The sequence below is a fragment of the Fulvivirga imtechensis AK7 genome (assembly GCF_000331535.1).
Classification (GTDB): Bacteria; Bacteroidota; Bacteroidia; order Cytophagales; family Cyclobacteriaceae; genus Fulvivirga; species Fulvivirga imtechensis.
This window is the reverse complement of sequence record NZ_AMZN01000073.1, coordinates 1-13,281: the sequence shown is the minus strand read 5'-3', so window position 1 is coordinate 13,281 and position 13,281 is coordinate 1. Positions and strand designations below refer to the sequence as shown.

Annotated in this window: 13 protein-coding genes and 1 other RNA gene; 6 read left to right on the top strand and 8 right to left on the bottom strand. The window is 42.5% G+C overall.

From position 1 onward, the window contains the following. The first annotated feature begins 4 nt into the window (after positions 1–4). Together C900_RS21035 and C900_RS21030 are read left to right on the top strand one after the other, a co-directional pair. Complete coding sequence (locus C900_RS21035; RefSeq protein ID WP_009582225.1) at positions 5–580, top strand: gluconate 2-dehydrogenase subunit 3 family protein; 576 nt, start codon at positions 5–7, stop codon at positions 578–580. A 291-nt stretch (positions 581–871) separates the two neighbouring features. Continuing rightward, complete coding sequence (locus C900_RS21030; protein WP_040497233.1) at positions 872–1,816, top strand: hypothetical protein; 945 nt, start codon at positions 872–874, stop codon at positions 1,814–1,816. A gap of 13 nt (positions 1,817–1,829) precedes the next feature. Here the strand turns inward: C900_RS21030 and C900_RS21025 are convergent, their stop codons facing one another. Next, positions 1,830–2,210 carry a hypothetical protein gene (locus C900_RS21025; protein WP_040497232.1) on the bottom strand — a complete coding sequence of 127 codons (381 nt, stop codon included), beginning with the start codon at positions 2,208–2,210 and terminating at the stop codon, positions 1,830–1,832. 188 nt (positions 2,211–2,398) lie between these two features. Here C900_RS21025 and C900_RS21020 point away from each other — a divergent pair, with 188 nt between their 5' ends. Continuing rightward, entirely contained in the window at positions 2,399–2,632 is a 234-nt protein-coding gene (locus C900_RS21020) for a hypothetical protein (RefSeq protein ID WP_009582222.1), read from the top strand. Positions 2,633–2,772: 140 nt separating this feature from the next. On the opposite strand, the gene C900_RS21015 is transcribed toward C900_RS21020, so the two are convergent. Further along, the gene (locus C900_RS21015) at positions 2,773–3,117 is read right to left on the bottom strand and encodes a hypothetical protein (protein ID WP_009582221.1); all 345 of its coding nucleotides are present in this window, start codon (positions 3,115–3,117) and stop codon (positions 2,773–2,775) included. 90 nt (positions 3,118–3,207) lie between these two features. Here C900_RS21015 and ffs point away from each other — a divergent pair. The 3 genes from ffs to C900_RS21000 all read left to right on the top strand — a co-directional run bounded on the left by ffs (position 3,208) and on the right by C900_RS21000 (position 4,834). After that, positions 3,208–3,304: signal recognition particle sRNA small type (gene ffs, locus C900_RS29465), an RNA gene on the top strand. Positions 3,305–3,445: 141 nt separating this feature from the next. After that, on the top strand, positions 3,446–4,102 hold the full coding sequence (gene fsa / locus C900_RS21005) for a fructose-6-phosphate aldolase (RefSeq protein ID WP_009582220.1): 657 nt from the start codon (positions 3,446–3,448) through the stop codon (positions 4,100–4,102). 18 nt (positions 4,103–4,120) lie between these two features. Next, positions 4,121–4,834 (top strand): cell division ATP-binding protein FtsE, encoded by a 714-nt coding sequence (locus tag C900_RS21000; protein WP_009582219.1) that lies wholly within the window; start codon positions 4,121–4,123, stop codon positions 4,832–4,834. On the opposite strand, the gene C900_RS20995 is transcribed toward C900_RS21000, so the two are convergent. From C900_RS20995 to C900_RS20970, 6 genes are all read right to left on the bottom strand, one after another. Beyond that, a complete protein-coding gene (locus C900_RS20995) occupies positions 4,831–5,367 on the bottom strand; it encodes a hypothetical protein (protein ID WP_009582218.1) in 537 nt (178 codons plus the stop codon). The genes C900_RS21000 and C900_RS20995 overlap by 4 nt on opposite strands. After that, a complete protein-coding gene (locus tag C900_RS20990) occupies positions 5,360–5,911 on the bottom strand; it encodes an RNA polymerase sigma factor (protein WP_009582217.1) in 552 nt (183 codons plus the stop codon). The genes C900_RS20995 and C900_RS20990 overlap by 8 nt, the downstream gene beginning before the upstream one ends. Positions 5,912–5,973: 62 nt before the next feature. After that, entirely contained in the window at positions 5,974–6,693 is a 720-nt protein-coding gene (locus C900_RS20985; RefSeq protein WP_009582216.1) for a tetratricopeptide repeat protein, read from the bottom strand. A 46-nt stretch (positions 6,694–6,739) separates the two neighbouring features. Next, positions 6,740–8,149, bottom strand: a complete 1,410-nt coding sequence (locus C900_RS20980) for a CCA tRNA nucleotidyltransferase (protein WP_009582215.1) — start codon at positions 8,147–8,149, stop codon at positions 6,740–6,742. 75 nt (positions 8,150–8,224) lie between these two features. Beyond that, on the bottom strand, positions 8,225–9,244 hold the full coding sequence (locus C900_RS20975; RefSeq protein WP_009582214.1) for a PorP/SprF family type IX secretion system membrane protein: 1,020 nt from the start codon (positions 9,242–9,244) through the stop codon (positions 8,225–8,227). Then, positions 9,241–12,960, bottom strand: a complete 3,720-nt coding sequence (locus C900_RS20970) for a PKD domain-containing protein (RefSeq protein WP_185113986.1) — start codon at positions 12,958–12,960, stop codon at positions 9,241–9,243. The genes C900_RS20975 and C900_RS20970 overlap by 4 nt, the downstream gene beginning before the upstream one ends. Positions 12,961–13,281 lie beyond the last annotated feature (321 nt).

The window sequence follows — 13,281 nt, the reverse complement described above, 5'->3', positions numbered from 1 at the left end:
AAATATGAATAGAAGAGATGCAATAAAAGCAGTGTCCGTGATCATGGGAGGCACCGTAGTAGGTGCTAATGCATTCCTCTCGGGCTGCTCAGTAGAAAGGGATGAAAGGGTAAATGCACTTTTCATGGAAAGTGATGTTGCCCTCCTGGATGAAATAGGTGACATAATAATACCTACAACAGATACCCCCGGAGCCAAAGCGGTAGGCATAGGCGGTTTCATGGCAATGATGGTACTGGATTGCTATGAGGAAAAAGACCAAAAAGCCTTTACTGATGGCCTGGCAAAACTTAAAGCTGACTTCGAAAAAGATCATGGTGATAGCTTTGACGAGGCGCCCCGGGAAACACGAACAGCATTCCTCAATGCCCTGGACAAAGAACAAAGGGAATATGGCAAAGCCAATGAAAAAGATCCCGGAGCTGTCCCTCATTATTTCAAACTAATGAAGGAGCTCACCCTGTTGGGCTATTTTACCTCAGAAGTGGGCTGTACTCAGGCCCGAAGATACGTGGAAACACCCGGCAGATATGAGGCCTGTATAGACTACAAAAAAGGTGACAAGGCGTGGGCGACATAGCTAACGCCATCCTTGATAATCATTTTGAAATGAAGTGTTGAGTTAAGTGTACTGTGCCGTATAAGTTGCAGTTAATTTTGATCCAGGCAACGCAAACAAATATGAGCATCCCGAAAGCTTTCGGGACGTTAGTATTTTTTAAGGCAGCATGGGACAAGAAGAACAAAGCTTGGTATGGCTAAATGCTCAACTCAAATAAACCAGAAGCTTTTTTCATTTAAAAGCTATATCTTGCAGGAGTTTCTACAAGTGAAATGAAGGCAAAAGGATCAGATCAAATAGTATAATTGATTGTCAGAACGCATCAACATATTGACTGATCCACAAAATTTTGTAGTGCTTGAAGCTGGTGGTGAAATACCATTTGGCCCTACCCTGTTTTCATTAAACCTTAACGGGGTTCCGCACAATCTGGAAAAGCACCTGTTTCTCAAAGATTTTGTTCTTGCAGGAACAAAGACCTCCGTTGCTCTGGCTAATTACGTCAAAGAGAAAGACACCTATTTTACACAACTAATCCTGGTAGAGCTGACCAAAATGCAATATACCATTATTGGTAAGTACGATGGGATTGTTCGCCCAAAAAGCCTAAGCACGGGTGCATTGACATTTGAAAAAACAGTACACGGGATCACTAGCGATTTGGAGGTTGACATAACAGCAATCGCAAACTGGCAACCGCTGATTGACTCTAATGAATATCGTAAAATACATTCTTGTGCTCAACTTTTAAACAAGTATGGCTATCGACTTACGTCCGATGTTCATGGTGGACAGCGCGTAAAAGTAATTTTTACTAAAAAATTACTTTTCAGCCTCTCCTTTACAGGAATGGTGGGACTGGTATTCGCCTTTTTGGCCGTAAACTCTGATCCTGACTCGAGTGGCCCTATTCATATAGTAGCCGCTGTTGTTGGCAGCATTTTACTGACGGTTGCATTATTTGTGATGCTAAACAAATGGTTTTTCTTCCTCACAATCAAGTCGGCCGGTATCGATATACGATCGCCTTTCAGACATCATTATTCAGCTCAGGAAATTAAAGGATTCGAAATAAAAGAAGAGATAAGCTATAAATATAGAAGCAACGCCATAGAATCTCACACCTTCTATATTATGATATTATTGAATAGCGGAAAAACAGTAAAATTGACACACCTCAGCAACACATCAAAAGAAGAGGGACTGCGTGACACCAACGAACTGGTAAAATTTCTGGAAGCACATTTTCTCTAAAAGCCTCGCATCGTTAAATTATTTTACCATAGACCCATTTCAAAAATACTACAAGTAGCAACAGGAATGGATGATATATAATCACCAGAAATATCATTCCGCTTTCTCCGGAACCCTTGAGTTTTAGCAATTCATTAAATGCCCACAGTACCAGGTATGCCAGCAGCACATACAGAATTGAAAAGCCGAGTGACGTAAAAAAATACACCCAAAGCCGTGGCGCAGACCATATAAAAATTGAGTTGATGAGAATAAAGAGGATATAACATAAGCCACTGGCAGTCCAGGAGCTATCAACATTTGAAGGCCTATAAATAACTAAAACCACAACTGACAGCAGTTGGATAAAAAGGAGTTGGTAAACTGGCTTTTGAAGAACTGATAGCACCGGCATTTTTTTAGCATACAATATATGCTTTTTCCTTATTGCTACCAATGGAAAAATAAGGATCCCTACTTCTATCCTAACCTATTGCTAATATGATTTCGATCATCACTTACTTCAAGTTGTTCACGGGAATATTAAGGCTCAGAGAATTAACGTATCAGGTAAATAACCTAACTTTACACTAAAGTAGTAGTATGCAAAACATTGTCCACCAATATTTTAAAAAAGAATTCGAAGATTTTATCGTACTGGTACAGGTTAACCCGGTAACATATTCGGGTGTTGAACTCACAGTTCACAAAAAAGGGGAGGTTGAAAAAAGAAAATTGAACTTTGATGAAGATATCTTTGAAGATCTGGCCGTAGATGGTTTTGCTGAGTCCAGTTCCCTGGAGTTCAATCTTTATCTTAAAGGGTTGGTCAAGTAATTAGTGTTTGTAACTCTAAGTGGCTTTAAGAAACATTAAGGGCAAGGCTTGTGAAGTACCAAAAAGCGGAGCGTACTGGGTACATGAGCATTTTTGGGACGAGCATAACGCAGACATTGGCGTTTTCTTAGAAACACTAATTAAGACACTTCCCATTCGATAGAGTACTTGCTGTCGTCCGTACCCATATCTCTCTTCAAATCTGTAGTAAACGGTCCCCCTCGCTCATTTACTAACATGGAGAAGGTGCCTAACATATCGTTAGGAGTAAAAAGATCATAATCCCAAAGCTCAAGCGTGACCATACTTTCCTTTTCAATTCCTGATATGTCCAGGTTTAATTTTGCGGACCCTTCATTTAACTTCTGATACTTTGAATTCAAAGGCCATACTCTTTTATTTTGGTATTTGATAAAAATTTCATCACCGTCAGCTTCATTTTGGCGATAGCAATTGAGCTTTAATAACCTGAGTTTGTATATCATTTTAGTTGACATGGTTTTTAAATATAAAACAATTTACGAAAAAGTGGAGATAGATTTCATCAATTGTGTCAGAAGTCATATCTTTGCAGTGGCAAATCGGGTACGACCAGCTCCCGCTGAACTCCCCCAGGACCGGAAGGTAGCAAGGGTAAGCGGTTGTAGCGGTGCGATACCCTGATTTGCCTTTTTTGTTTATCATTATCATAGTTATCTTTGAAGGGGTTTAAACCATGAGCGCCTTATCGTGAGTCTTCAGTAACACAACTTCGGACTTCCGACTTCGTGCTTCGAACTCAATATTAATATCTCAATACTAAAATATATACACATGAAATTTTTTATTGATACTGCTAACCTCAACGAGATCCGGGAAGCTTATGATCTTGGTGTGCTTGATGGCGTTACGACCAATCCTTCTTTAATGGCCAAAGAAGGTATAAAAGGGGAAGAAAATGTAAAAGCTCACTACAAAGCGATATGCGATATTGTAGATAATAATGTGAGTGCCGAGGTAATCGCCACTGATTTTGATACTATGATAAAGGAAGGTGAAGAGCTGGCTAAAATAGATGAGAAGATCGTGGTCAAAATACCAATGATCAGAGATGGAGTAAAAGCCATAAAATACCTCACCGCTCAGGGGATCAGGACCAACTGTACGCTCGTATTTTCTGCTGGCCAGGCTATTTTAGCTGCAAAAGCAGGAGCAAGTTATGTATCGCCTTTCATCGGCAGGTTGGATGATATCGCCTACGATGGCCTGAGCCTCATAGAGCAGATAGTTCAGATATACGACAACTATGGCTACGCCACAGAGGTATTGGCAGCAAGTATCAGACACACCATGCACCTGGTACAGTGTGCCGAGATAGGCGCTGACGTGGCTACCTGCCCACTGAAAGTGATCACAAGTCTGCTCAACCATCCGCTGACGGATTCAGGTTTGAAGCAATTTTTGGCAGATCATCATAAAGTCAACAGCTAAAATTAAACAATCTAAAAGATGTCTTTCTCCTCTGATCCAGTAGTACGCGTAAAAGATGCTTCCATCTTCCAGGATGACAGAACTGTACTGAGTGACGTCAATTTTGAAATTGAAAAGGGTGAATTCGTTTTTTTAATAGGACGAACCGGAGGTGGAAAGACATCTTTGCTTAAAACTCTTTATGCCGATCTCGACCTTCGGCTTGGTGAGATAATAGTTGCCGGATATAATATCAGTACCATTAAACCAAAAGAAGTACCTATGCTTCGCAGAAAGCTTGGTATTATATTTCAGGATTTTCAACTATTCCCGGATCGTACTGTAGGCGAGAACCTGGATTTTGTTATGCAAGCCACCGGATGGAAAGAAAAGTCGAAGATGAAGGCCCGGCAAACTGATGTTCTCATGAGGGTGGGACTAGGTTCTGTAGCATCCAAAATGCCTCACCAGCTTTCTGGGGGTGAACAACAGCGGGTAGTGATCGCCAGGGCGTTGATCAATGAACCTGTCATACTGCTGGCAGATGAGCCCACCGGAAATCTCGACCCCGAGGTATCTCAGGGGATCTTTAATTTATTTAAAGAGATCAACAAAAGCGGAACAGCCGTACTAATGGCAACCCATGACCACAGTTTGGTGAAAAAATATCCGGCTCGTGTATTAAAATGTGAAAAAGGCAAAGTACTTGATTCTAAAGTAAGCTCTTTCGACCTAAGCACAAGTAACTACTAAACGTTTATTTCAGGCTCTTCTTTGTCTTGTCTGGATATATTCTCCAGCTCCTGAAGCTGTGCATTAAGGATATCAACCCGGACCAGTAGATTCAGGATCAAAGCATCCACCACCTTCTTGCTTGGATTCTCCCTCAATTCATCCTTCAACACTTCATACATTGCTTCCAGCTTTTGTAAATCCTGCTCAAAAACTCCATTAACATTTACACTGTTCTCTTCAAAGTCATAGATGAGCTCCTTTTTCTCGGATATTTTCTGAACATAATACGACTCAACGGTTTTAAAATCTTCGTTGAGCTGTTGCTTACTTATTGCCACAGCATCTGCCTGCCCATCGAACCGGAGCTTATAAAACATAAATGATGAAGTAAGGAAAAACAAAATGGCGGCTGCTTTCCAAATCCAGTTAAAGGACGGGTTACTTTCTCCGTTAAGCTTTTTGTATACGCTATTCCATACCCGGTCGGAGGGTTGTTTATCATCAAACTCTCCCCTGTTTTGCCGAATGAATTTTTCCAATGGATCATTCATAGATCACCTCCTTCTCTAATATTTCTTTGATTTTCTTTTTTGAGCGATTAAACTGGGATTTTGAGGTTGATTCGGTTATTCCTAGTATTTCAGCGATCTCCCCATGATCATACCCCTCCAGTAAATATAGTGAAAAAACCACCCGATATCCATCAGGAAGCTTTTCAATAGCCCGTTTAATCCTTTCTACACTTAGCTGATCGACTTTTACCTCCTGATCGTCAGATTCTTCGCCCACATCCTCGCTTACCTCCTCAAGCCCGGAATGACGTTTTTTGATCAGGTTAATGGATTTGTTGATCACAATTCGTTTCAACCAGGCGCCAAATGCAGCATCTCCTTTATAAGAAGTAAGGTTTTTAAATGCGCTGATAAAAGCTTCCTGAAGAGCATCCTCTGCATCGTCAAAATTGTTTGTGATCCTGTAGGAGACATTAAACATTGCCTTTGAATACAGCTTGTACAACTGATTCTGCGCATATCGGTCTCCCTCCAGACACCTTTCTATGATTTCAGCATGGATATTTTGAAACTTCTCTCCCAATGAATTCACTGTTCTATAGCTATAGACCGTAAAGATTTCATCAGGGTTGCACGGAAAAAGAATTATTTATCGATATTCTGCAGGTTTTCTTTAGCAAGTGTAAAGTCAGGAGCAATTTTCAGCGCTTCTTCAAAGTGCTTCTTAGCTGCAGCTTTATCTCCCTGAGCTTTAGCAATAAGACCCTTGAGATTGAGTAGCGCTACTTTTATAGAGTATTCTTTCTGCTCATTGTTACCGGCATCAAATACTACCTTCAGATCTTCTGCCCCTTTCTTGGTCATCAATATATCAGCATTGATCTTGCTTTCATTATACCTTTCCAATTCGTACTGCAGGAAAGCAATTTTGTAGAGGGTTTGATAATCATCGGTCTTTAGATACAGCGATTCATAATTGTCAAGCGCCTTGTCTTTCAACCCCAGGTTCTCATATGATACGGCCATGATCTCCACCGCACCTATATGTTCCGGCCGCATCTGGATCACATCCTGTGCAGAGATGGCGGCAGAAGCATACTGCCCTGACTGCAGGTACAATGCCGACAAAGAATATAGGATAGAATCGTTTTGAGGGTTTTCAACATATAGGTTATAAAGTGCATTTTTTGCCATGCCGTAATCGTTATACCTCAATGCCATTTGATAAGTTCTGGCATAATGGCTGGAAAGTATCTGCCCGGCGGAGGGCGCCTTTTGCTGCTCGTTCTGCGTGTTTTGGGAATAAACTGTGCCACACATCAAAGTGAGCAACAATACTGACAATGCACTTCTTAAACTAATCATCTTTTATACAGTTAATTTTATAAACTTCAAAGGTAATGAATTTCTCTTATTTGGCTACACCTTTATTTTGTGCCACTTTCATCATGTAATTCCACGCTTCTTCCCTGTTATTCCTGATCCTACCCTCCAGGATGGCTTCTTTTATTTCTTCCTTTATGTCGCCAATGAGCCGGCCAGGTTTCAGATCGAATGCTTTGATAATCTCATCACCTGTTATTGGTGGTTGAAAGTTCCTCACCCGGTCCTTCTCCTCTACCTCCTTCATCTTTCTTTCCACCTTTTTGAAGTTACTAAGGTATTTTTTCACTTTCACGTCATTTTTGGAGGTGACATCAGCTTTACACAAAAGCATGAGATCCTCTATATCATCTCCGGCCTCAAAGAGCAACCTTCTAATGGCCGTATCTGTGATATTTTCTTTGACAAGCGCTATAGGCCTCAGGTGCAATCTCACAAGCTTCTGCACATAATCCATCTTTTCGTTAAGAGGGAGCTTCAGCTTTCGAAATATTTTAGGCACCATTCTGGCTCCTTTATCTTCATGGCCATGAAAAGTCCACCCTGCCTTTTTATCAAATCTTTTGGTGGCCGGCTTAGCAATATCGTGAAGTATGGCCGCCCATCGTAGCCAGAGGTCATCAGTCCGTTCGGCTGTATTATCCAGCACCTGCAGTGTATGGTAGAAGTTGTCCTTATGAGACTTCCCCTCAATGCTTTCAACACCATGTAATGCCACCATTTCAGGAAATATTTTCTCCAGCAAGCCACTGTGAAAGAGTAGTTTAAACCCATAAGACGGCTTTCCGGAAAGGATGATCTTATTTAATTCGTCTGTAATGCGCTCCTGTGAAACGATATTTATCCTGTCCACATTTCTTATGATCCCCTCGAATGTTACAGGTTCAATATCAAAGTTAAGCTGAGAAGCAAATCGAATGGCTCGCATCATCCTCAAAGGATCATCAGAAAAAGTAATATCAGGACCTAAGGGGGTTTTGATGATTTTCCTTTTCAGGTCTTTCACGCCACCAAAGGGATCGATCAGCTTTCCGAAATTACCGGCCACCATACCTATTGCCAACGCGTTGATCGTAAAATCGCGCCTGTTTTGATCATCTTCCAGTGTTCCATTTTCAACGATAGGCTTCCGGCTATCATACCGGTACGATTCCTTTCTTGCTCCTACAAACTCCAGTTCCCAGTCTTCATAGTTGACCATGGCGGTGCCAAAGTTCTTAAAAACACTGACATGTGCATTTCCAAGTTTCTTCGCAACTTCCTCCGCAAGGGCAATACCACTACCTACACATACAAAGTCTATATCTTTTGATGGCCGCTTTAATAGCAGGTCACGTACGAAGCCACCAATTACATATGTTTCCAGGTTAAGAGCGGTAGCGGCATCGCTCACCACTTTGAAAATAGGATTGGTGTTTATATGCTCAGAATAATCCATACATGCAGGCTTGGCTAAAGCCGTAACTTTTGTTAAGCCGCAAATTTAGCATTTAATACCTACCCTGAAAAGCAACTACTTCATAAAGGTGGGGCATGGGATAAACTTATCCTTCTTTTTCGTTTTGTTTCTAAACGAAAGTGCCATCAGATACTTCAGTGATACTTCATGTGCTCCACCTGATACAGAGCCTAATTCTGAGATGGTAAAATCGTAGCTGTAAGCTATCTCCAATTGATCAAATTGGAGCCCCAGTATTAAAACCGCTGCATCCTGGCTAACGTTGTCCTTTGTATTTTGCTGTATGGGAATTCCTCTATACCACACTCCTATCATTACCGGCTCGTACAGAAAATGTAACCCTACATCCAATTGATCAAAACTTCCCTGGTTCTGATAGACAAACGATGGCGCCAGGGTCGATATACGATCTCTTTTAAATACACCATTGTACAAAGGGATCTTAACACCGGCATGGACCGAAGTTTTGACCGGTATCTTGCTCTCTTCGCCCAGAAGAGAGCGATTAGGTTCATTGATATGCTGTGCAGAAAAACCTGCCCAGAATGTTTTATTATACATTAGCAAACCCGCACCAAAATCAAAGTAAGCGGTGCTGCCCAGGTTACCGAAAGTTGGATCCGTGGTAGGTACCTGACCGTCATTCCTAAACTCTAACTGATCACCAAAAACAAGCTTATTGAAGTCTATATTACGCTGACCATACCCAAAATAAAGCCCGGGTGTAAGCATCCATTTATTGGATAGTTGTACTTTATAGGAATATAAAAAACCAACACTTGTGGATCTGAGATTGGCCGAACCGGCTTTATCCACTCCTACCAGCAGCCCTACGCCACTTCTTAGGTCCTGGATGTTGTAGTCATAAGAAAAAGAATAGGTAACAAAACCATTGGCAAGATTAGGCCACTGATTTCGATAATTGGCAATAAACCGGTGATCATTGCCTGTTCCGGCAAATGCAGGGTTAAGGTAAAGAGGTGCCGCATAGTATTGCGAAAAATGCGGGTCCTGCCCCATTACTCTGATTGCTATACAGCAAAAAAACAGTATAAATAACCAGGTTTTCATCATCTAATCAGGTTTATATCGCCCATTCTGGTCGTTTTCCGACCATCCTCAAAGGTCAGGTTCAACTTGAATACATATACATCTTGCGGACATAGCTTCCCATTGTAGTAGCCATCCCAACCTATGTTTTTATTGGTGCTTTGAAACAACAGTTCCCCCCACCTATTGAAAATCAGCATCTCAAATTCCGCTACTCCCTCGGTAAGCGGTAAAAAGATATCGTTGGTACCTGGTATACCGCCAGCTTCTCCTCCTATCGGACCTGATAAGTTTGGTGAAAACGCATTTGGCACGAGCACCTGCCCTCCGATAATGGCTTTCACTATCCCTTCCCTTCTTGTTGTGTCACTACACCCATATTCATTGGCGGCTATCAGTGTAATATCATACTCTCCTTCCGACTGGTAAATATGTGTCGGTTCATATCCATTATATATCGTTCCGTCACCAAAATCCCAGGTAAATTGAGATGCCCCAAAACTATTGTTCTTGGTATAAACCGGATTATCCGGGATATAAACCACGCCTGGACGCACCTCAAATTGTGCACTCGGTCTGGCATATACTTCGATGATCAGTGGCTTGGTTTCGGTAATTGTATCTCCAAGTATATTTGTAGCTGAAAGGCTCACTGTATAGACTCCGGGTTCATAATAAGTGTAGGTTGGGTTTTCAGACCTGGAAATACCCTGATTTGCACCAAATTGCCAGTAGTAGCTACCAGGGTCGGCATATTGGGTCAAATTAGTGAAATTCACCGTTAGCGGAGCACATCCTGCAGCAGGATCATAGTCAAAATCAACAACAGGTGGTATGGGATCAATAGTAACAGTGGTGGTGCTGACCTCTACACATTCGTTATCAGATACAGTCAGTGTAATAGTATAAATACCATACGTATCATATATATGCTGCGACACATTTGGGTCGGTGGATATTTGCCCATCTCCAAAATCCCAAAGATAGCTCCAGGGGCCTTCATTAGTAGTGTTTGTCAGATAGACAGTAGCGTTCGGAAGCGTTTGATTCAATGGGGTAGCCGTAAAAGAGGCATTGATATTTTCCAGTTTGGGCACAACAATGCTTTTGGCAACTACTTCACTTTCACAATTAGCAAAATTGGTTGTTTGAAGACTTACTTCCACGAATATATCATTAGAAGCTTTGTTAAATGTATGCTCCAACCGGTCCCCTGTGGCATCGGTAGCAAAAGTAACAACTCCATTTTCCCTGATTTCCCACTGGTAGCCGCTTAATCCCTTTTGGGTTGCTTCAAAGCCCAATCGCATCAATTCGCAATCGAAATTCAATGTATCGATGGTGAACTCTGCCTGCGGGGTAGGGTTAACCCGGATAATCCGGGTAGAGTCTCCACTACATCCATTGGGAAGTGTGGTATTCAGTGTAACATAAAAATTCTTTACCGATGGTGTGTTATTTTCAAAAATATAATTGAATGCCGGTGTAGTGCCCGTATTTTCCTGATATACCAGGCCATCAACATCATCTACCTGCCAATGGTAGCTGCTGGGATTTAGGGCCTGTGTCTCGCTATCTACCTGAAAGTCTACGCCCACCGGTGAGCAGTTGTCGTCAAATGGCGAATAGTTGATAGTACTAAAGCCCGAAGGAGGCCCCGGATAAACGGTGACGGTAACCGGTGGGCTAACCGCCTCGCAGCCCTGAACTGTTATGGTCCGCAGCCTTACAGCGTAGTTCTTATCTGTAGTAGAGAGGTTTTCAAAAGACTTCACAAACGTACCCGAAAACCCTGGGTCAGAGGGTCTTTGTATAGAATCCACTTCAAAACCACTCCCGCCGTTTATTTCCCAAACATACTGATCGACAGGCTCAGGTTGTGACCCCACTCCATTATTGGTGAAATTAACGGCTAAAACACTACAACCGGAAGTCTGATCAGGGGTGATATCTGCCACAGGTAATGCGTCTACCGTAACGGATAGCACAAAAACATCGGAACAGCTATTTTGATCTGTTGTTACTCTCAGCGCTACCTGGTATGTTCCCGCAGTTCTCAATGACCTCGAAAAAGTGGTTTGGTTATCAAATGTAGCATCTTTACTGAATGTGACACCATCATAGTCAAAATCCCATTCCCATAAAACTATACTTTCTCCGTTGATCGCGTTAAGAGTGGATATATCCGTGAAGGTTGTTTCACTTCCCTCACAGACCCGGTCAGCGGTGAAGTTAGCCACAGGATTTTCATACACCACTACCTGCACCACGTCTTCACTTGAACACGAAGTGTTGAGATCCATAATTATCAGCTTCGCCCTGTATGTGCCAACATTAAGGTATGACCTATCAAAAGGTCCTAATTCGGTGCTGGAAAAAGCTCCCCCACCCGGCTCCTCCGCAACCAATGCGTCATTTTCGTCATAAAATTCCCACCTCCATCTGGTATTGGCATTAGGTACTCCTACGGATGTATCAACAAACCTGACATCGAAGGTCTGCGGTGAGGCTGTATCCTGGCAAAATTGAGGCGTAATTGGGTTACCAGCCAGATCTGTAGCTTCAATATTAGCAATCAGCGTGGGTGATATGAAAACAAAGTTGTCGTACACTGCTTCACAGTTACCTGCAGCGTTCCCATCCCTAATGATCAGACGAACTAATTTTTGGCCTCCGCTTGCAAACGAATAGATAGGATTTACCGCATTGCTGGTATGAACAGGTGTGCCTGTACCGGTGCTGTTATCATAAAATTCCCAGGTATACTGAAAGCCTGCACCGGCAATAGGAGCTGTCAGGTCTTCGAAATAAATGTTCTCTCCAATACAAAAAGTATTTTGAACAGCACCTGCAGCCGAACCCAACCTGGTTTGGTATTCTGGCTCCGGAGACTCTACAATAACAATTCTCGCATTGATAGTTTGTGGTGTATTGTCGCCATTTACCAGATCACCATTTACAGGATTAAAGGCATCTCCGTCCGTGAGATCGTTATCATAGGGATTACACTGATTCCAGTTTTTTAAGGTTACCTGAAATTCTCTTCCGATATCTGCCGGTGCGGTAGCCGGCACATTGATCGGCAAACTCAAATCGCCTGGAGCGTAAATAGGATATTTAGGATTAGAACCTGGCGCCGGGTCCTGATAAGGGTATCCACCAGGGCTGATAGCATCAACCTGTATACCGGGAATTCTATTGGCATCCGCTCCGGTTCCATAGATCCATTGTATCCAGCGAGGTTCATTGTTTTCTCTTGTAGCCCTGGGAAAGCAGTTCCAATCGCTGTTATCAGTAAATTGTACATCAGCAGCATATCCCTGGCAAACTCGAAATATCCCGGGATCAACGGAGATTACATCGTTAGTCCAAACTACTACCTGGGTGGAAATGGGCACTACGCTACCCCTGGGGTTACATCCATTCTCAGCGTCAATGATAAGATCGTAACCACAATCTACTGGAGAGTTAGGATAAACATGGGTAAGGACAACACCGGAAGCGCCAGGCTGAATATATTCTTCTTCGGGAGTACCATCTCCCCAGTCGACATAATAGACCGTACCTGGTGTAGAGGCCAGATAGTTGGTTTCCAGTTGTACTGTAAAAGGCGCACAGCCCCGGCTGCTGGTTAGAAAGGCAAAACCAGGCTCCATGATCTGGCCACCACATTGCGCAGTCGCATGGTGCCAGCCAGCACATAATATTATATAAAGGGTAATACAAAGTATTCTCTTCAAACACATCAGCTTCAAACGGTTACCGTTAAAAGCCAGCCATAGACCTACTTTTTATACCTGGAAGAATGCGGAGGAAACCAGTGAAAATGACGGGATGCACGTATCATCGATAAGCCGCAAAATTGGGCTTTGAAGGGGATAACTCCGGTAATCCTCCCAAACGCTATTACGTTAAGAAAAAGCTCTCCTAAGAAGTACAAGTCATCTCGCCTGTCCCAAGCCTGGCCTCGAGGACCACAGGGAGATATCTATACACGTTTGGGGCAGTTACTTGTGTATAGATCCCTCCAAAGTACCAATGACAAGTTGTGCAATACATTG

Coding starts and splice junctions, on each gene's coding strand:
- C900_RS20980 (WP_009582215.1), bottom strand. CDS start 8,149: ATGGATTATTCTGAGCATATAAACACCAATCCTATTTTCAAAGTGGTG.
- fsa (WP_009582220.1), top strand. CDS start 3,446: ATGAAATTTTTTATTGATACTGCTAACCTCAACGAGATCCGGGAAGCT.
- C900_RS21000 (WP_009582219.1), top strand. CDS start 4,121: ATGTCTTTCTCCTCTGATCCAGTAGTACGCGTAAAAGATGCTTCCATC.
- C900_RS21035 (WP_009582225.1), top strand. CDS start 5: ATGAATAGAAGAGATGCAATAAAAGCAGTGTCCGTGATCATGGGAGGC.
- C900_RS21025 (WP_040497232.1), bottom strand. CDS start 2,210: ATGCCGGTGCTATCAGTTCTTCAAAAGCCAGTTTACCAACTCCTTTTT.
- C900_RS21020 (WP_009582222.1), top strand. CDS start 2,399: ATGCAAAACATTGTCCACCAATATTTTAAAAAAGAATTCGAAGATTTT.
- C900_RS21015 (WP_009582221.1), bottom strand. CDS start 3,117: ATGATATACAAACTCAGGTTATTAAAGCTCAATTGCTATCGCCAAAAT.
- C900_RS20975 (WP_009582214.1), bottom strand. CDS start 9,244: ATGATGAAAACCTGGTTATTTATACTGTTTTTTTGCTGTATAGCAATC.
- C900_RS20995 (WP_009582218.1), bottom strand. CDS start 5,367: ATGAATGATCCATTGGAAAAATTCATTCGGCAAAACAGGGGAGAGTTT.
- C900_RS20985 (WP_009582216.1), bottom strand. CDS start 6,693: ATGATTAGTTTAAGAAGTGCATTGTCAGTATTGTTGCTCACTTTGATG.